Genomic DNA, 16276 nt, shown 5'->3' with positions numbered 1-16276 from the left:
TTGGAAGCGGAAGCCTGACTCAGTCGTCATCCTCTTCGTCAGGCCGGTTGGCGACGACGGGTATGGCGCTGTCCAGGATTCGTCGGATCAGCAGTTCAAGCGGGTTCTCAGCGTCACCCTTTAGTCTGGCCTTGTCGTTGAACAGACCGAGGTGAGCCGCCCGCTGATCTCCTTGTTCAGTGTTGTCGGCTGCTACTTTGTTTCCGAACCTTCCATCATGCCGGGGCGGGACGGGCCCTCTCGGCAACGGCCATGACACGAGAGGACCACGCTACAGCCTCGGTCGGGCAGGGACACCGCGCGTTGCAGCGCTTCCTGATAGCCGGCAGGGCAAATCATCTCGATCAGCCGCCACCGTGCGACGGGCCGCGTCGCACGGTGGCGGCTGATCGGCCCGTCAGTCAGGCGGTGGCGCCGCGCGTCCGAATCTGGTGAATCTCGATCAGGCTCGGCCCGTTGCGCTCCTTGGCCGCGGTTAGGGCCGCCGCAAGCTCGCTTACATCCGAAAGGCGGAGCGCAGGCACGCCATAGGCCCCGGCCATGGCGAGGAAATCCGGCGGCGAGGGCTTCACGCCCTCCGGGGTGATGCCGTTCGAGACCATGTAGGTCTCGATCTCCTGATAGCCGTCATTGTTCCACACGAGGAAGATCACCCGTGTCCCGGCATCGACCGCCGAGCCGATTTCGGCGAGGGAGAACTGGAACCCGCCATCGCCGGTGAGGCAGACGACCGGACGCTCCGGCGCGCCGAGCGCCGCGCCGATGGCGGCGGGCGGGCCATAGCCCAGCGCGCCGAAGCCCGTGGCGGCATTGAACCAGGCGCGCGGGCGGCCGAGATCGAGGTAGAGATTGCCGGCATAGACGGCCTGGGTGGAATCCCCGACCACGAGCGCATCCGGCAGCGCGGCGTAGATCGCCTCGATCACGCCGATTTCGGTGCGGATCTTCGGCGTCAGTTCCTGCCAGGCCGCCTCGCGCGTCGCCGCCGCCCGCGCCGCGCCATCGCCGCTGCGGGCGGTGACAAGCGGGATGAGACCATCGACCGCCGCTTCCACCGTCGACAGCATGGGAAGGTCGGCGCGCGGCGCGCGCGCGAGCTGGAGCGGGTCGATGTCGACGCGCACGAAACGGGCGAGCGGCGGGAACCGGCCGTCGTCATACATGTCGTAATCGGTCTGGCCCATTTCGGTGCCGAGCCCGATGACGAGATCCGCCTCGGCGATGAGCCGGCGGACCGCCGCGAGGCTCGGGCTCGCCGGCACGCGCAAGGGATGGCCGGCCAGCAGACCGCGCGCATTGACCGTCATGACCACGGGCGCGTCGATCTTTTCCGCCAGCGCTTCGACCGCGCCCGCCGCCGCGACGGCGCCGCCGCCGCACATCAGCACGATGCGACGGGCCTCACCGCACAGGGCGGCCACCTGGTGCAGCGTCGCAGGGGCCGGGCCGGGCCGGGCGGGCACCGTGGCTTTAGCGATGATCTCGCCGGCCGGCAGCGGCATCACATCGGTCGGTATCTCGACATGCACCGGCCCGGGCCGCGCCGAGCCCATGACGGCGAAAGCCTGCGCCACCACGGAGGCGAGGTCCGCTGGATCGTTCAGCGTCCAGGACGCGGCGGCGAAGCTCTTCATCAACGCCGCCTGATCGGGCAATTCGTGCAGGCAGCCGAGGCCCTGGCCGAGCGAGGAGCGCCGGTTGACACCGGAAATGACCAGCATGGGCACGGAATCCTGCCGTGCCTGCGCCATGGCGGTGATGGTGTTGGTGAGCCCCGGCCCGGTGATGACAAGCGCCACGCCCGGCTTGCCGGTGACGCGGGCATAGCCATCGGCCATGAAGCCCGCGCCCTGCTCATGGCGCGGGGTGATGTGGCGGATCGTCGAGCCGGCGAGCCCGCGATAGAGCTCGACCGTGTGGACGCCGGGAATACCGAACACCACCTCGACCCCATTGGCTTGCAGGAGGTCGATCAGCGCCTCCCCGACCGTCTTCACGCCCATGCCTGTTCTCCAGATTCGCCATGTCGCCGCTGCCGCCCGCTTGCTCCTAGGCCCGCCGTGCCCTTCTCAGTCCCGAGCGCGCGGCCAGTGCCGCCATGCGCCGGCACGCTTCTTCAATCCTGTCGTCCGGCACAGTCAGGCTGAGGCGAACGAAATCGTTTCCGCCGGCGCCGAACGAAGAGCCCGGCATCACCGCGACCTCCTCTTCATCGAGCAGGGCCCAGGCAAAGTCCTCGCCACTCATGCCGGTGCCGCTGACATCGATGACGATGAACATGCCGGCCTCGGGCGGGAAGGGCACCAGCCCCGGCGCGCCCGCCAGCGCGGCGAGGATGAGGTCGACGCGCCGGCGATAGGAGCGGCGCATGATTTCCGACGTGTCGACGGAGTTGTCGAGCGCATAGGCGGTCATGTCGGCGATGAAGGGCTGCTGCCCGAACAGCATGGTCTCGGAAACAGACAGCAGCCGGGCGCACAGTTCCGCCGGCCCGATCGCCCAGCCGCTGCGGAAGCCCGGCGCGGCGTGCGACTTCGAGATGGAGGAGCAGGCGATGGTGCGCTCGGCCAGCGCGGGAATGTCGAAGGGCGAGGCGAAGCGGCCCGCAAAGATTAGTTCCTCATAGACCTCGTCGGAGACGATCCAGAGGTCGTGGCGGCGGCACACCTCGCCGATCGCGGCGAGCTCCTCGGCGGTCAGCACCGCGCCGGTCGGGTTGTGCGGCGTGTTGAGCAGAAGAACGCGACATTGTGGTGTAATCGCCCGCTCAAGGTCCTCGGCCTGCATGTGGAAGCCCTTTTCCGGGCGCAGCGGCACGGGGATCATTTCGGCGCCGGTGGCGCGGACGACGCCCTCATAGGTAGCGTAGAGCGGATCGCCCACCAGCACTGCGTCGCCTGTCTCGACAAGGCCGAGCATGACGGCGAAAAGCGCCGTCTGCGTGCCGGGGAAGCACAGCACATTCTCAGCCGTGACACCGGGCCGGCGCGCGGAATATTTGCGCACCAGCGCGTCGACGACAGTCGGCTCGCCGCGTCCGTTCGAATAGCGGTGGCGGCCGGCGGCCATGGAGCGGGTGGCCTCGGCGATCAGCCGTTCATGCGGCGGAAGATCGGGCTCGCCGATCGTCAGCTCGATGATCGGCAGCCCCTTTTCCTTGCGACGGCGTGCCTCAACATGCACCGCCCACTTCTCGGAGCCGAGGCGAGCCAGCCTATCGGTGATGGATGCGTAGCGCATCGCGGTACTCCCGGTCCATGTCGGTTGAAGTTGGCGCCTTGATCGGATGACCGATCAACGCCTCGATGGAGGAGAAGGCGATCGCGACCAACTCGCCCTCGCCGAAGAGTTCACCGGCGAGGCAGCCTTCAAGCCATAGGCCGTCGAGGATGCCGTTCATGGCGATGGCAAGCGTTCGGTCGCGCACCGGATCGGCCGCCACGCCTCTGGCTACGAAGAAATCGGCCAAAAGCTGCTCAAGCTCCTGCCGGAAGCTCAGGTAGCCCTCGCGGTGGATTGCCGCGAGAGCCGGATCGACGCTGACCCGGCTGATGAACGCGGCCCAGAGCGACAGGCTGCGGCTGTTGGCAACCGGCTCGGTCAGGTTGACGAAGATGAAGCTGGAGAGACGCTCCTCCGGCGTGCCGTCCAGGTTCTTCGCCTTCTCTGTCAGCCGGGCAATGAGCACCTTGTAGGCTTCCTGGAGGATCACCTCCTTCGACGCGAAGTAGTGCCGGATCAGGCCTGCCGTCACGCCGGCCTTGTCGGCGATCTGCCGCACGGTTGCGCCCTGCAGCCCGGCTTCGGCGATGCAGTCGAGTGTCGCCTCGATGAGGTCGTGACGCCGCTCGGCCTCGGTGGCCCTATGGAAGTCCCGGCGGCTCATGCCGCGCGACGCAGCACGGGCCGCGTCAGGCAGGTCGGGCCGCCCTCGCAGGCAATGCACAGTGCATCTGCGGCGAAGGTCGAGACGGTGCAACCGGCGGCCTCCATGGCGGCCTTAGTCGCGGGGAAGCCCTCGACCATAATCACCTCGTTCGGCCGGGTGGGCAGCACGTTCAGCGACAGGCCGTTGCTGGCGTGGAACTCGTTGGCCGGCGCCTCGATCAGGCGGATGCCGCGCTTCTTCAGAAGCTGGTAGAACGCCGCCGGCAGCAGCGGCGCGAAGACGAGCGCGAGGTCGTCGGCCAGCGGGCTGATGATGCTCATGAGATGCAGGCAGGCCTCTTCCCCCTGCCAGAGCGGCAGGTCGAAGCCTAGCACGGCGACGCCGTGGGGAGCGAGGAGCGCGCCCAGCTGGTCGATGCCCTCCTGATTGGTCCGCACGCCGCGCCCGACGATGAGGGTGACCGCATCGAGCCACACGCAATCGCCGCCCTCCACCGTGCCGGGGGCTTCGATGCGCCCGAGGATCGGGATCTGCCGCTCGGCATAGGCCTTTTCGTGCAGCGCAGGCTCCCCGGCGCGCAGCGGCTTGCCCATGCGCAGAATGATCGCGCCATGGTCCGACATCAGCGACGGATCATGGGTGAACATGGCGTCGGCCAGACCGTCGCCCTCGTCGTCCAGCCAGAGGATCTCGGTGCCGGACTGCTCGACTAGGCGAGCGAACTCACCATACTGGCGGACCGCTTTCGGGCCGTCGAAGGTCGGGCCGTAATGCCACTGCGCCGCGTCCGCCTGCATCAGGCTGGGGCCGGGCCGGCGCATCAAGACGCGCTGCAACGGCGCCGACATATCCTGAGACCCGAAAGCGGACATATGCTACCTCTTTCACCAGAAGTGCCAAAATTTTGGCACTGCACAAAAACATCGCCGGTGCATTTGTTATACGCTTGAATAACTGCAAGGGAAAGTGCACGTTTAGCTTGTGAGATGGGTGCGAGGGTCTGCGGCCCGCCATTTGCGTCAAGATTTCCGGCGTATGGTTGGCGGCGGAGTCGGCAGGGATGAGGGAGACGGCATGAGCCAGATGCCTTGGTGTCAGCCTCCGGAGGCGCCCATCCGATGACGGAGCGCGCCGAAGCCATCGCCGTTCGCGACCTGTGCAAGCGCTTCGGTGCGCTGGAGGTCCTCAAGGGCATCTCGCTCACGGCGCGCGAAGGCGAGGTCATCGCCATCATCGGCGGCTCCGGCTCCGGCAAATCCACCTTCCTGCGCTGCATCAACATGCTGGAAGTGCCGAGCAGCGGTTCGGTGGCGATCCGTGGCGAGGAGATCGCCCTGCGCTCCGACCGCCGTGGTGGCCTTGTTCCGTCGGATCGCAGGCAGGTGCAGCGCCTGCGCGCCCGCCTCGGCATGGTGTTCCAGAGTTTCAACCTCTGGCAGCACATGACCATTATTCAGAATGTCATCGAGGCACCGATGCACGTGCTCGGCGTGCCGAGGGCCGAGGCGATCGAGCGCGGCGAGGCGCTGCTGCGGCGCGTCGGCCTGTTCGACAAGCGCGACGTCTACCCGGCCTTCCTCTCCGGCGGCCAGCAGCAGCGCGCGGCCATTGCGCGGGCGCTGGCGATCCAGCCGCATGCGATGCTGTTCGACGAGCCGACCTCCGCCCTCGACCCCGAGCTGGTCGGCGAGGTTCTGGGGGTCATCGGCGATCTGGCGAAAGAGCAGCGCACGATGATTCTCGTCACGCACGAGATGAAGTTTGCTCGCGACGTCGCCAGCCACATTGTGTTCCTCGCCCACGGCGTGATCGAGGAACAAGGACCGCCGGAGCAGATTTTCGGCGACCCGAAGTCGGAGCTGCTGAAGAAGTTCATCAGTTCCAGCCACTGAAAAAGCCCGGGAACCAGAGGGGAAAACCATGAAACACGCATTCAGGACGATGATTGCCGCCGCCGTCATCGGCATTGCCGGCGCCTGTGGCGCGGCCGCCGAACCGCTCAAGGTCGGCTTCGCCGCCGAGCCCTATCCGCCCTTCGCCTCGCCTGACGCCGCCGGCAAGTGGGAAGGCTGGGAAGTCGAGTTCATGCAGGCCATGTGCAAGCAGGCCAAGCTTGAATGTGTCATCACCCCGGTCGCGTGGGATGGCATCATACCGGCGCTAACGTCGAAGAAGATCGACATGATCGTCGGCTCGATGTCGATCACGCCGGAGCGCCTGAAGACGATCGACTTCTCCGACAAGTACTACAACACGCCTACCGGCGTGATCGGCCCGAAGAGCGAGAAATTCGCGGCAACGCCGGAAGGTCTCAAGGGCAAGACCATCGGCGTTCAGGTCGCCACCATCCACCAGGACTACGCCAACAAGTATTTCGGCGGTGCGGGCGCGACCGTGAAGGAATACCAGACGCAGGACGAGGCAAATGCCGATCTCGCCGCCGGCCGCCTGGACGCGGTGCAGGCCGATGCGATTGCGCTCGATGCCTTCCTGAAGTCCGACCAGGGCAAGCAGTGCTGCGACCTGAAGGGCAATGTGAAGGATGATCCGGAAATCCTCGGTGCCGGCGTGGGCGTTGGCCTGCGCAAGGGCGAGACCGAGCTGAAGAACAAGATCAACGCCGCGATCAAGGCGATCCGTGCCGACGGCACCTATGACGCCTTCTCGAAGAAGTACTTCGACTTCGACGTCTATGGCGGCTGATCGCAGGCGGGCCGGGCCGGCGCCTGCGCTGGCCCGTGCCTCCCCAAGGCTGGGAGGGCCCCATGGCGGCCGACATGATCAATTGGAGCCTGCTGGCGCTCGAGCCGCCCGGCTGGGGCGGCGTGTTGCTCGCCGGCCTGATGAACTCGATCAAGATTGCGCTCGGCGGCTATTCGCTCGGGCTCGTGCTCGGGACGGGTGGCGCCTTCGGTAAGCTCTATGGCGGCCCGGTGATGCGGGACCTTATGGAAATCTACACCACGGTCGTGCGCGCCGTTCCCGAACTAGTGCTGATCCTCCTGCTCTATTACGCCGGCACTGACCTGCTCAACCGCGTCAGCGCCGCGCTCGGCTATGGCTCGGTGGACATAAGCGGGCTCGCGGCGGGCATCTTCGTAATCGGCGTGGTGCAGGGGGCCTATTCGACCGAGGTGCTGCGCGGGGCAATCCTCGCCGTGCCGGCCGGACAGATGGAGGCCGCGCGGGCCTTCGGCATGTCGCCGCTGATGGTTATGCGGCGCGTCACCCTGCCGGCCATGCTGCCGCATGCGCTCCCAGGGCTCTCCAATCTCTGGCTGATCTGCACCAAGGACACGGCGCTGCTTGCGGTGGTCGGCTTCAGCGAGCTGACCCTCGTGACCCGGCAGGCGGCGGGCACCACAAAGGCCTACATGCTCTTCTTCTGCGCGGCGGGGGTGCTCTATCTGCTGCTGACGCTGGTCTCCGGTCTCATCATCCGCGTCATTGAGGCCCGCGCCCGGCGCGGCTGGGCGGCGCGATGACGAGCGAGCAACGCACCGCCGCTCCCGCAACGCGGGTCGAGCTGCCGCCGGAGGAGAGCACCCTCGACGCCACGGCACTCACCAGCCTTCCGAGCGGGCGGGCCTTGCTGGAGCCCCACCGCATCGCGCTCATGGCGGTGGGGGCGGGCATCGTCTTCTGCGCCGCCTGGTTCCTGCGCTGGGACTGGCTGCCGAACTATGCCGGGGCCATTGTCTCGGGCGTTGGCGTCACGCTGCTGATGCTGGCGAGCACGTCGGTCCTCGGCTTTTTTCTCGCCGTACCGCTCGGGTTGGTGCAGGTGACCGGTCCGTGGTGGTTGAGCCTGCCGGCGCAGGGCTTTTGCACCATCATTCGCGGCACGCCGCTGCTGCTGCAGCTGTGGCTGCTCTATTACGGGCTCGGTTCGCTGTTTCCGCAATTCCCGGAGATCCGGCAGTCTTTCCTCTGGCCCTATCTGCGCGAGGCCTGGCCCTATGGCGTGGCGGCACTGACCCTCTCTTTCGCGGCCTATGAGGGCGAGGTGATGCGCGGGGCCTTCACCGGCGTGCCGAGAGGCGAACTGGAGGCGGCCCGCGCCTATGGCATGAGCCGCTGGAAGCTGTTCTGGCGCATCTGGCTGCCGCGCGCCGTGCACCGCGCGCTGCCCACGCTTAATGGCGAGACGGTGCTGCAGCTGAAGGCCACGCCTTTGGTCGCCACCATTACGGTGATCGACGTCTACGCGGTGATATCCAAGGTTCGGCAGGTCACGTTCCTGACCTATGAGCCGCTGCTGCTGCTGGCACTCATCTACCTGATCCTGACCGCACTTCTTGTCGCGGCGTTCCGCTATTTCGAGAAGAGAATACCAACCCGGAGTGCCTGAAGATGAAAGTTCGCGCCTCGCTCACCAATGCGATGCCGGAGCTGGTCGCGCTGCGCCGGGACCTGCACGCGCATCCCGAGCTCGGCCTTGAGGAGGTGCGCACCTCCGACATCATCGCCCGCGAGCTTGACGCGCTCGGCTACCAGGTCACGCGGGGCCTCGCCAGGACCGGGCTCGTCGCCACGCTGTCCAACGGCACCAGCGGGCGCTCGGTCGGCGTGCGCGCCGACATCGACGCGCTGCCGATCTTTGAGGAGACGGGCCTGCCCTACGCCAGCAAAACGCCGGGTCTGATGCACGCCTGCGGCCATGACGGGCACACCGCCATGCTGCTCGGCGCGGCGCGGGCGATTGCCGAGCGGCGACATTTCGACGGCACGGTGCATCTCATCTTCCAGCCGGCCGAGGAGAACTTCGGCGGCGCGAAGATCATGGTGGAGGAAGGGCTGTTCGACCGCTTCCCCTGCGACGCGGTGTTCGCCCTGCACAATGATCCCGACGTGCCCTTCGGGACTTTCGTGTTCCGCGACGGGCCGATTATGGCCGCGGTCGACGAGTGCCGCATCACCGTCCACGGCCGCGGCGGGCACGGCGCCGAGCCGCAGGCGACGGCCGATCCCATTCTGGCGGGCGCCTCCATCGTCATGGCGCTGCAATCCATCGTGGCGCGCAACATTCACCCCATGGACCCGAGCGTGATCACCGTCGGCGCCTTCCATGCCGGGGCGGCGAGCAATGTCATACCCGAGCGCGCCGAGCTCGTGATCGGCATCCGCTCCTTCGATCCCGCCGTGCGCGACGAGCTGGAGCGTCGCATCCGGCTGATCACTGAGGGACAGGCGGCGAGCTATGGCATGAGCGCCACGGTGGACTATCAGCGCAGCTATGACGCCACCATCAACCACGCGGCGGAAACGGCCTTCCTGCGCGCTCTCGCCACCCGTTTCGCCGGGGCAGACAAGGTGCGCGAAATGGCGCGTCCCAGCATGGGCAGCGAGGATTTCGCCTATATGCTGAAGGAGCGGCCCGGCAGCTATTTCTTCCTCGGCGGGCGGATGTCGGAAGCGGACCGGCCGCTGCATCACCCCGGCTACAACTTCAATGACGACCTGCTGCCGATCGGCGCCGCCTTCTGGACGGAGCTGGTCGAGACCTATCTGAAGCCGGTGTGAGCCGGGCGCCGCCCGCGAAGGACAACGCCCGATGCGGCTCCCCTCGACACAGGCCCTGCGGGCACTGGAAGCCTTCGCCCGGCACGGTACGCTCTGGCAGGCCGCCGCCGAGCTGAACATCACCCGCAGCGCCGTCAGCCACCAGCTGCGCTTCCTCGAACAGGATCTCGGTTTCGACCTGCTCCAGCGCGCCGGCAAGGGCGTGATGCTGACCCCGCAGGGCAAGCGCTACGCCGCCGATGTGCGCATCGCGCTGGCCCTCATCGCCGATGCCGCCGTGCACTATGGCGACCGGGGGCTGCTGCAGGGGGCGATCACGGTCAGCTCGACTCCGGGCTTTGCCACCTTTTGGCTTTGCGTCCATGTCGCCGAGTTCCGCCAGCTGCACCCGGGCGTCACGCTGCGCATCGTCACGCCGCCACGGCTGGAGGATGTCGACGCGCCGGGCGTCGACGCATTCATCGCCTATGGTGACGGCGACTGGCCGCGCCACAGCGTGGAGCTTCTCAGCGTCGTCGATTTCATGCCGGTGTGCAGCCCGGTGCTGCTCAACCAGCTGGGCGGCCTCAACGAACCCGTCGACGTGCTGCGCTCGGTGCTGCTGCATCTCGACGGGCTCGGCGACTGGCTCACCTGGCTGACGGCGGCCGGCGTGGTCGGGCCGCGCACGGACCAGGGGGTGATCTTCTCCGACATGAACCTCGTGTTGGCAGCGGCGCTGGCAGGGCAGGGGATCGCCATCGGCGACAATTTCGTCTGCCGGCAGGCGGTGGAGACCGGGCGGCTGGTCGTGCCGTTCGATCTCACCATCCGCGCCTCGCGGGCCTATTATTTCGTTACGCCACGCGACCGTCCGGGCAATCCGGCGATACAGGCCTTCGCGGCCTGGCTGAAATCGCGCCTCGTGCAGACCGCGCCTGTCATGCGCAGTTGAGTGATGCATTCCTGGGCGTCTTAACTTTCGTGCCCAGGACGCCGGCAATGGGGTGAATATTATTCACGCCAAATGGGATTTTTATTCATTTGAGGTGAGTGGATTGCGAGATTAGGATTTCTACATATAAACGGAGCGCGCAGCGAACGTGAGCAAACGGGCTGTCGGGTTGCAAGTGATCGGGATCGGCAAGTCCTTCGGCCACTTCACCGCGCTGAAGGACATCACGCTCGACATCGCGCCCGGCGAGTTCCTGACCCTTCTCGGCCCCTCCGGCTCCGGCAAGACTACGTTCCTGATGTTGCTTGCCGGCTTTCAGGCGGCGAGCGAGGGCCGGCTTCTCAGCGACGGAATCGACATCACCCGCAGCCGGGCGGAGGATCGCTCCTTCGGCATGGTGTTCCAGGGCTACGCCCTGTTCCCGCACAAGAGCGTGGCGCAGAACATCGCCTTTCCGCTGCAGGTGCGCGGCGTTGCCCGCGAGGACATCGCCCGCCGGGTCGACGCTATCATCGCCCGCGTCGGGCTGGTGGGGCATGAGAACAGGCGGCCCGCCCAGCTTTCGGGTGGTCAGCAGCAGCGCGTGGCGCTGGCGCGCGCGCTGGTGTTCGAGCCGCCGGTGTTGCTGCTCGACGAGCCCTTTTCCGCGCTCGACAAGCACTTACGCGGGCGCATGCAGGAGGAGGTGGCGCGCCTGCATGGCGAGTTCGGCACCACCTTCGTCTTCGTCACCCATGACCAGAGCGAGGCGCTGTCGCTGTCCTCGCGCATCGCCATCTTCAACCATGGCCGGCTGCTTCAGGTCGGGGCGCCGCGCGACATCTATGAGCGGCCAATGAGCCGGTTCGTCGCCGAGTTCCTCGGCGAGATAAACCTGCTGCCGGTCGGCGGCATCGGCCATTGCGCGCGCGGCACCAGCGGTATGTTCGAGGAGGTGCGCCTGACCGCGCCGCGGCATGAGAACCTCAAGGACAGCGCCGTGCTGGCGGTGCGGCCCGAGCACATGTCGGTCAGCGCCGAGCCGCCGGCGGAGGGCAACGGTGTTCCCGCCCGGCTCGCCGGTACCACCTATCTCGGCTCGGCGATGCGCCTTGCCTTCGCCACCCGCAGCGGCACCCCGTTGACCGTCACCCTTCCGAGCGAGGCGGCCGGCCGCATCCTCGCCCATGGGCAGGATTTCTGGGTCACCTGGTCCTTCGAAAATGGCTTCCTTCTTCCAGAGCAAAGCTGAAAACAGCAGGAGCACGCCGTGAACGACGCATTCCAGAAAGACTGCCTCGACATTCTCGCGGCGAAGGCCGCGCGTGGCGAGATCGACCGCCGCCGCTTCACCCAGCTCGCCGCGCTGATCTTCGGCGGCGCAACCCTGCTGCTGCGCACGCCCGAGGCGCTGGCGCAGGTGCGCCAGCTCGTGCTGGTCAACTGGGGCGGTGACGCGCTGAAGGCCTATGACAAGGCCTATGGTCAGCCCTTCGAGAAGGCGACTGGCATCATCGTCAAGGAGGACGGCACCGGCCCGACCGAGGGCGCCATCGCCGCCCAGTTCAAGAGCGGCAAGCCGACCTGGGACATTGTCGATGCCGACCCGTTCTCGGCGATCTCGCTCGGCAAGCAGGGCATGATCGAGCCGATCGACTACAGCGTCGTCGACAAGTCGAAGATGCGTCCCGGCTTCGACTGGGAATACGCGGCCTCGACCTATTTTTTCTCCTATGTCCTCGCCTATGACGCGGAGAAATATGGTGCCAATCCGCCCAAGACCATGGCCGATTTCTTCGATGTGAAGACGTTTCCGGGCAAGCGCACCATGTACAAATGGGGCGCGGGCATGTGGGAGGCGGCGCTGCTGGCCGACGGCGTGGCGCCCGATAAGCTCTACCCGCTCGATCTCAAGCGCGCCCATGCCAAGATCGCCGCGCTGAAACCGGATGTCGCGGCCTATTGGGGCGGCGGCGCGGAGAGCCAGCAACTGATGTTGAGCGGCGACGCCTCGATGGGGCTGATCTGGTCGACCCGCGCCTCGCTGATCGAGAAGGATTCCGGCGGCCAGATCAAGTTCACCTGGAACCAGGGCCTGCTGTCGCCGGGCGCGCTGGCGGTGATCAAGAACAATCCCGGCGGCAGGGAGAATGCGATGAAGTTCATCGCCTCGACCTCCGTGCCGGAGCGCCAGCTCATCATGTTCGAGATGCTGGGTCAGGGGCCGGCCAACCCGGCGACCGACGCGCTGATCCCGGCCGACCAGAAGCGCTACAACCCGGTCGATCCCGCCAACATGAAGAACCAGGTCGCGCTCGACATGCCCTGGTACGCCGACAATTACGGCGCGGCGCTGGACGAGTTCACCCGGGTCATCTCGGCGTGAGCCGCCCGCCCTTCCGCGCGGCGCGCGGAAGGGCGTTCCCTTCGACGGATGAAGCCATGCGCAGTTCCTCGGCACTCTGGCCGACGCTCGCCCTGACAGCACCTCTGGTGCTGTTCCTGGCGTTTGCCTATGCCGTGCCGTTTCTCGGCGTGGCACTCTGGAGCGTCACGCTGCCGGAGCCGGGCCTGGGCCAGTATGAGCGGCTGGTCGGCGATCCGCTGGTGCAGTCGGTGTTCCTGCGCACCTTCCGCATCTGCCTCATCGTGACGGTGATCGCGGTCGCCTGCGCCTATGCGGTGACCTATGTCTGGGTGCGCGGCTCCCGGCTGCAGCGCCGCCTGATCGAGATCTGCATCTTCGTGCCGTTCTGGATCTCGCTGCTGACGCGCGCCTTCGGCTGGCTGGTGCTGCTGTCGACGCGCGGCATCGTCAACTCCTCACTGCAGGTGCTCGGTCTCACCGACGGGCCGCTGGCACTGGTGCGCAACGAGCCGAGCGTGATCGCCGGCATGGTGCATGTGCTCATCCCCTTCGCGGTGCTGCCGCTCGCCTCGGCGATGCGGACGGTGGACGAGCGGATGCTGCTCGCCGCGCGCGGCATGGGCGCCTCGCGCCTGCGCATCTTCTGGTCGGTGTTCCTGCCGCTGACGCTGCCCGGCGTGATCGGGGCGACGCTGATCGTCTTCGTGTTCAGCCTTGGCTTCTTCGTCACCCCGGCCATTCTCGGCGGCGGGCGCTCGATCATGGTGGCCGAGCTGGTCTATCTGCGCATGTTCCAGAGCCCGGACTGGGGGCTGGGCGCGGCGATCAGCGTGGCGCTGGTCGTCATCGTCGCGGCGCTGATGGGCCTGCTCGCGCGCTTCGCCCGGCTCGGCCTCATGGGAGGCGGGCGATGAGGATCCAGCGCCCCGGACCCGTCGCGGTCGCCCTTGCCCTTCTGGTCGGGATCTTTCTGCTGCTGCCCTTGCTGGCGGTGGTGCCGATCTCGTTCACGCCCGGGCGGCTGCTGACGCTGCCCAAGGGCAGCCTCTCGCTGATGCATTACCGCACGCTGTTCGAGAACCCCGACTGGCTGAGCGGCATCCTGCTCAGTGCGCGCATCGGCCTGTTCACCAGCGTCATCTCAACGGTGCTGGCGACCAGCTTCGCGCTCGGCATCTGGATGCTGCAGCCGCGCTTCTCGCAGGTGCTGGTCGGTTTCGTGCTGCTGCCGATGATCGTGCCGCCGGTGGTTTCGGCGATGACGCTGTATTTCCTGCTGACCGGCATGTCGCAAATGTCTCACTCCATCGGCTTCGACAGCGTGATCGGCGTGACCCTCGCCCATGTGGTGATGACGGTGCCCTTCGCCGTGGTGATGGTGCTGGTGGCGCTGGCGCAGGTCGACCGGCGCATCGACCTCGCTGCCCGCGGCATGGGCGCCAGCGTCGCTCAGCGCATCGTCCACGTCATCCTGCCCACCATTGCCTTCGGCGTCGCGACGGCGGCGCTGCTGGTCTTCGTCCTGTCCTGGGAGGAGATCGGCGTCACGCTGTTCATCACCAGCGTCGACGCGATCACCCTGCCGCGCCTGATGTGGATGGGACTTCGCGACAATGTCGACCCCGCGATCGCTGCCATCTCGGTGGTGCTGATCGTCGTCACCCTAGTGATCCTGCTGGCCCGCATGGCGTTCCAGCGCCGCCCCGAATTCGAGGAGGAGTGAGATGGACGAGGTATTCGGCCGCAAGGATATGATCAGTCCGGCCCGGCTCAAGGAACTGAGCCTGAAATCGGACGTCTCCGGCTTCATCCAGCTCGGCAGTCATTTCGGTGCGCTGGCGATCACCGGCACGGCGCTCTGGTTCAGCTGGGGCACAGGATGGATGGTGCCGGCGTTCATCGCGCACGGCATGCTGATCAACTTTCTCTATGCCGGCCAGCATGAGATGAGCCATTCGACGGTCTTCAAGACCAAGGGGCTGAACGAATTCTTCGGCCGCCTGTTCGGCTTCGTGCTGATCTATCCGCGCGATTTCGACCAGATCCAGCATTTCGCCCATCATCGCTACACCCAGGACTGGGAAGGCGACGGCGAACTGGGCCGCGAGCGCTACTCGATGCTGTCCTACCTGCTCTGGGTGCTCGGCCCGACCTATTGGTACACCCGCATCCGTCGCGTCATTCGCTTTTCGCTCGGCATCGTCAGCGAGCACTATATTCCCACAGACCAGCACCCGAAGGTGATCCGCGAGGCGCGCTGGCACCTGGCCGGCTATGCGCTGATCGCGGTTCTGTCGGTGGCGACGGGCAGCTGGATCGCGGTCAAACTCTGGTTGCTGCCTATGCTGGTCATGAAGCCGGTGCACCAGCTGCAGAACACGATCGAGCATCTCGGCCTGCCGCATGTCGACCAGATCACCGAGAACACTCGCACCACGCGGACCAATGCGCTGATGCGCTGGATGTGCTGGAACATGCAGTTTCACACTGCCCACCACGCCTTCCCCGGCGTGCCGTTCCACCGGCTGCCGGACCTCCACCGCACCATCTTCGTGGAGAAGGGCCGCAAGCCGCATTCCATGACCTATCTCGGCTTCCAGCTGGCGGTGATCAAGGCGTTCTGGAACGGGCGGACCGAGGCGGACTATCCCGACGACAAGATCTGGATCATGGACGACACCGACCTCGAACCGGTCGGCCCGCGCGCCACCAAGCGGGTCTGAGCCATGCCGCTCAAGGTCTATCAGTCGCTCTGGGCCACCGAGCAGCGCCGCCCCGGCACGCCGGAGCGGCCGGTGACCGAGCGCTTCGACGCGGTGAAGGCGGCGGGCTTCGATGGCATGGCGATCGATCTCGGCGCCATGGACATTGCTGCGGCGCGCGGCACCGTGCCGGAATTCGCCCGCACCGGGCTCGGCGGGCTGCTGACAGCTTTTCCGCGCTCAATCGAGGAACTGCGCCCGGCGCTGCACCTCGCCAAGGACATAGGCTCGCCCTTTGTCATCGTCATCGGCCAGGTGATGCCGCTGTCGGTGGCGGAAATGGTGCCTGTCATCGAGGCGTGGATGCGGGTCGGGCGGGAGGAGGGCGTGCCGCTGCAGTTCGAGACGCACCGCAACTGCATCACCAACGACATGTTCGCGACGCTGCTGCTGCTGGATGCCATCCCCGAGCTGCGGCTCGCTGCCGACCTGTCACATTATGTTGTCGACCGCGAAATGATGCTGCCGATCAGCACCGATTATCAAGCGCAGGTGGGCCGGCTGCTGGAACGTTCGGATTCCTTCCAGGGCCGGGTCGCCAATCGCTGCCAGGTGCAGCTGCCGCTGTATTTCCCGCAGCACCAGCCCTGGGTCGCCGTGTTCCGTGACTGGTGGCGGCGTGGATTCACCTCGTGGCAGACGCGCCATGGCGCCGATGCCGACTGCCTGTTCCTGTGCGAACTAGGCCCCCGTGACTACGCCATCACCGATGCCCATGGCGAGGAATTGTCGGACCGCGCGCAAGAAGCCCTGCAACTGCGCCAATGGGCGCTTGAGGACTGGGCCGCCGCCGCGCGCGCCGTTGCCGAACCGAAATGAGG

The 16276-nt window shown here is 66.6% G+C and carries 16 protein-coding genes; 12 read left to right on the top strand and 4 right to left on the bottom strand.

Annotation, left to right across the window (positions count from 1 at the left end):
* Positions 1-401: 401 nt before the first annotated feature.
* From A3M1_RS0102415 to A3M1_RS0102400, 4 genes are read right to left on the bottom strand one after another with little or no spacing between them, the layout of a single operon-like run.
* Positions 402-2003, bottom strand: coding sequence for a 5-guanidino-2-oxopentanoate decarboxylase (locus tag A3M1_RS0102415; protein WP_018387357.1), 1602 nt, complete (start codon positions 2001-2003; stop codon positions 402-404).
* Between the two features lie 46 nt (positions 2004-2049).
* Positions 2050-3240, bottom strand: a complete 1191-nt coding sequence (locus tag A3M1_RS0102410) for a pyridoxal phosphate-dependent aminotransferase (RefSeq protein ID WP_018387356.1) — start codon at positions 3238-3240, stop codon at positions 2050-2052.
* Complete coding sequence (locus A3M1_RS0102405; RefSeq protein ID WP_018387355.1) at positions 3215-3886, bottom strand: TetR family transcriptional regulator C-terminal domain-containing protein; 672 nt, start codon at positions 3884-3886, stop codon at positions 3215-3217. The genes A3M1_RS0102410 and A3M1_RS0102405 overlap by 26 nt, the downstream gene beginning before the upstream one ends.
* Entirely contained in the window at positions 3883-4761 is an 879-nt protein-coding gene (locus tag A3M1_RS0102400; RefSeq protein WP_026221098.1) for a dimethylarginine dimethylaminohydrolase family protein, read from the bottom strand. The genes A3M1_RS0102405 and A3M1_RS0102400 overlap by 4 nt, the downstream gene beginning before the upstream one ends.
* Positions 4762-5007: 246 nt before the next feature.
* Between A3M1_RS0102400 and A3M1_RS0102395 the strand changes: the two genes are divergently transcribed.
* The 12 genes from A3M1_RS0102395 (at position 5008) to A3M1_RS0102335 (ending at position 16274) form a co-directional block, all read left to right on the top strand.
* Positions 5008-5781: an ABC transporter ATP-binding protein gene (locus A3M1_RS0102395; protein WP_018387353.1), complete on the top strand. Its 774-nt coding sequence runs from the start codon at positions 5008-5010 to the stop codon at positions 5779-5781.
* A gap of 28 nt (positions 5782-5809) precedes the next feature.
* Complete coding sequence (locus A3M1_RS0102390) at positions 5810-6592, top strand: transporter substrate-binding domain-containing protein (RefSeq protein ID WP_026221097.1); 783 nt, start codon at positions 5810-5812, stop codon at positions 6590-6592.
* 62 nt (positions 6593-6654) lie between these two features.
* Entirely contained in the window at positions 6655-7374 is a 720-nt protein-coding gene (locus A3M1_RS0102380) for an ABC transporter permease (protein ID WP_018387351.1), read from the top strand.
* The gene (locus tag A3M1_RS0102375) at positions 7371-8240 is read left to right on the top strand and encodes an ABC transporter permease subunit (protein WP_018387350.1); all 870 of its coding nucleotides are present in this window, start codon (positions 7371-7373) and stop codon (positions 8238-8240) included. The genes A3M1_RS0102380 and A3M1_RS0102375 overlap by 4 nt, the downstream gene beginning before the upstream one ends.
* A gap of 2 nt (positions 8241-8242) precedes the next feature.
* A complete protein-coding gene (locus tag A3M1_RS0102370) occupies positions 8243-9412 on the top strand; it encodes a M20 aminoacylase family protein (RefSeq protein ID WP_018387349.1) in 1170 nt (389 codons plus the stop codon).
* Positions 9413-9443: 31 nt separating this feature from the next.
* Positions 9444-10346, top strand: a complete 903-nt coding sequence (locus A3M1_RS0102365; protein WP_018387348.1) for a LysR substrate-binding domain-containing protein — start codon at positions 9444-9446, stop codon at positions 10344-10346.
* Between the two features lie 175 nt (positions 10347-10521).
* Positions 10522-11577: an ABC transporter ATP-binding protein gene (locus tag A3M1_RS0102360; RefSeq protein ID WP_018387347.1), complete on the top strand. Its 1056-nt coding sequence runs from the start codon at positions 10522-10524 to the stop codon at positions 11575-11577.
* An 18-nt stretch (positions 11578-11595) separates the two neighbouring features.
* On the top strand, positions 11596-12711 hold the full coding sequence (locus tag A3M1_RS0102355) for an ABC transporter substrate-binding protein (RefSeq protein ID WP_018387346.1): 1116 nt from the start codon (positions 11596-11598) through the stop codon (positions 12709-12711).
* A 56-nt stretch (positions 12712-12767) separates the two neighbouring features.
* Positions 12768-13607: an ABC transporter permease gene (locus A3M1_RS0102350; RefSeq protein WP_018387345.1), complete on the top strand. Its 840-nt coding sequence runs from the start codon at positions 12768-12770 to the stop codon at positions 13605-13607.
* The gene (locus A3M1_RS0102345; protein WP_018387344.1) at positions 13604-14416 is read left to right on the top strand and encodes an ABC transporter permease; all 813 of its coding nucleotides are present in this window, start codon (positions 13604-13606) and stop codon (positions 14414-14416) included. The genes A3M1_RS0102350 and A3M1_RS0102345 overlap by 4 nt, the downstream gene beginning before the upstream one ends.
* 1 nt (position 14417) lies before the next feature.
* Positions 14418-15416, top strand: coding sequence for a fatty acid desaturase (locus tag A3M1_RS0102340; protein WP_018387343.1), 999 nt, complete (start codon positions 14418-14420; stop codon positions 15414-15416).
* Between the two features lie 3 nt (positions 15417-15419).
* On the top strand, positions 15420-16274 hold the full coding sequence (locus A3M1_RS0102335) for a sugar phosphate isomerase/epimerase (protein WP_018387342.1): 855 nt from the start codon (positions 15420-15422) through the stop codon (positions 16272-16274).
* The last annotated feature ends 2 nt before the right edge of the window (positions 16275-16276 follow it).

The organism is Ancylobacter sp. FA202 (assembly GCF_000380205.1).
Taxonomy (GTDB): domain Bacteria; phylum Pseudomonadota; class Alphaproteobacteria; order Rhizobiales; family Xanthobacteraceae; genus Ancylobacter.
Note: the sequence above shows the minus strand (reverse complement) of the source record. Positions and strands in the feature narration are given on the sequence as shown.

Excerpts from the sequence above, each read along its gene's own strand:
- A3M1_RS0102390 (WP_026221097.1), top strand. The coding sequence starts at position 5,810 with ATGAAACACGCATTCAGGACGATGATTGCCGCCGCCGTCATCGGCATT.
- A3M1_RS0102410 (WP_018387356.1), bottom strand. The coding sequence starts at position 3,240 with ATGCGCTACGCATCCATCACCGATAGGCTGGCTCGCCTCGGCTCCGAG.
- A3M1_RS0102340 (WP_018387343.1), top strand. The coding sequence starts at position 14,418 with ATGGACGAGGTATTCGGCCGCAAGGATATGATCAGTCCGGCCCGGCTC.
- A3M1_RS0102415 (WP_018387357.1), bottom strand. The coding sequence starts at position 2,003 with ATGGGCGTGAAGACGGTCGGGGAGGCGCTGATCGACCTCCTGCAAGCC.
- A3M1_RS0102395 (WP_018387353.1), top strand. The coding sequence starts at position 5,008 with ATGACGGAGCGCGCCGAAGCCATCGCCGTTCGCGACCTGTGCAAGCGC.
- A3M1_RS0102405 (WP_018387355.1), bottom strand. The coding sequence starts at position 3,886 with ATGAGCCGCCGGGACTTCCATAGGGCCACCGAGGCCGAGCGGCGTCAC.
- A3M1_RS0102370 (WP_018387349.1), top strand. The coding sequence starts at position 8,243 with ATGAAAGTTCGCGCCTCGCTCACCAATGCGATGCCGGAGCTGGTCGCG.
- A3M1_RS0102350 (WP_018387345.1), top strand. The coding sequence starts at position 12,768 with ATGCGCAGTTCCTCGGCACTCTGGCCGACGCTCGCCCTGACAGCACCT.
- A3M1_RS0102380 (WP_018387351.1), top strand. The coding sequence starts at position 6,655 with ATGGCGGCCGACATGATCAATTGGAGCCTGCTGGCGCTCGAGCCGCCC.
- A3M1_RS0102400 (WP_026221098.1), bottom strand. The coding sequence starts at position 4,761 with ATGTCCGCTTTCGGGTCTCAGGATATGTCGGCGCCGTTGCAGCGCGTC.
- A3M1_RS0102375 (WP_018387350.1), top strand. The coding sequence starts at position 7,371 with ATGACGAGCGAGCAACGCACCGCCGCTCCCGCAACGCGGGTCGAGCTG.
- A3M1_RS0102345 (WP_018387344.1), top strand. The coding sequence starts at position 13,604 with ATGAGGATCCAGCGCCCCGGACCCGTCGCGGTCGCCCTTGCCCTTCTG.
- A3M1_RS0102365 (WP_018387348.1), top strand. The coding sequence starts at position 9,444 with ATGCGGCTCCCCTCGACACAGGCCCTGCGGGCACTGGAAGCCTTCGCC.
- A3M1_RS0102335 (WP_018387342.1), top strand. The coding sequence starts at position 15,420 with ATGCCGCTCAAGGTCTATCAGTCGCTCTGGGCCACCGAGCAGCGCCGC.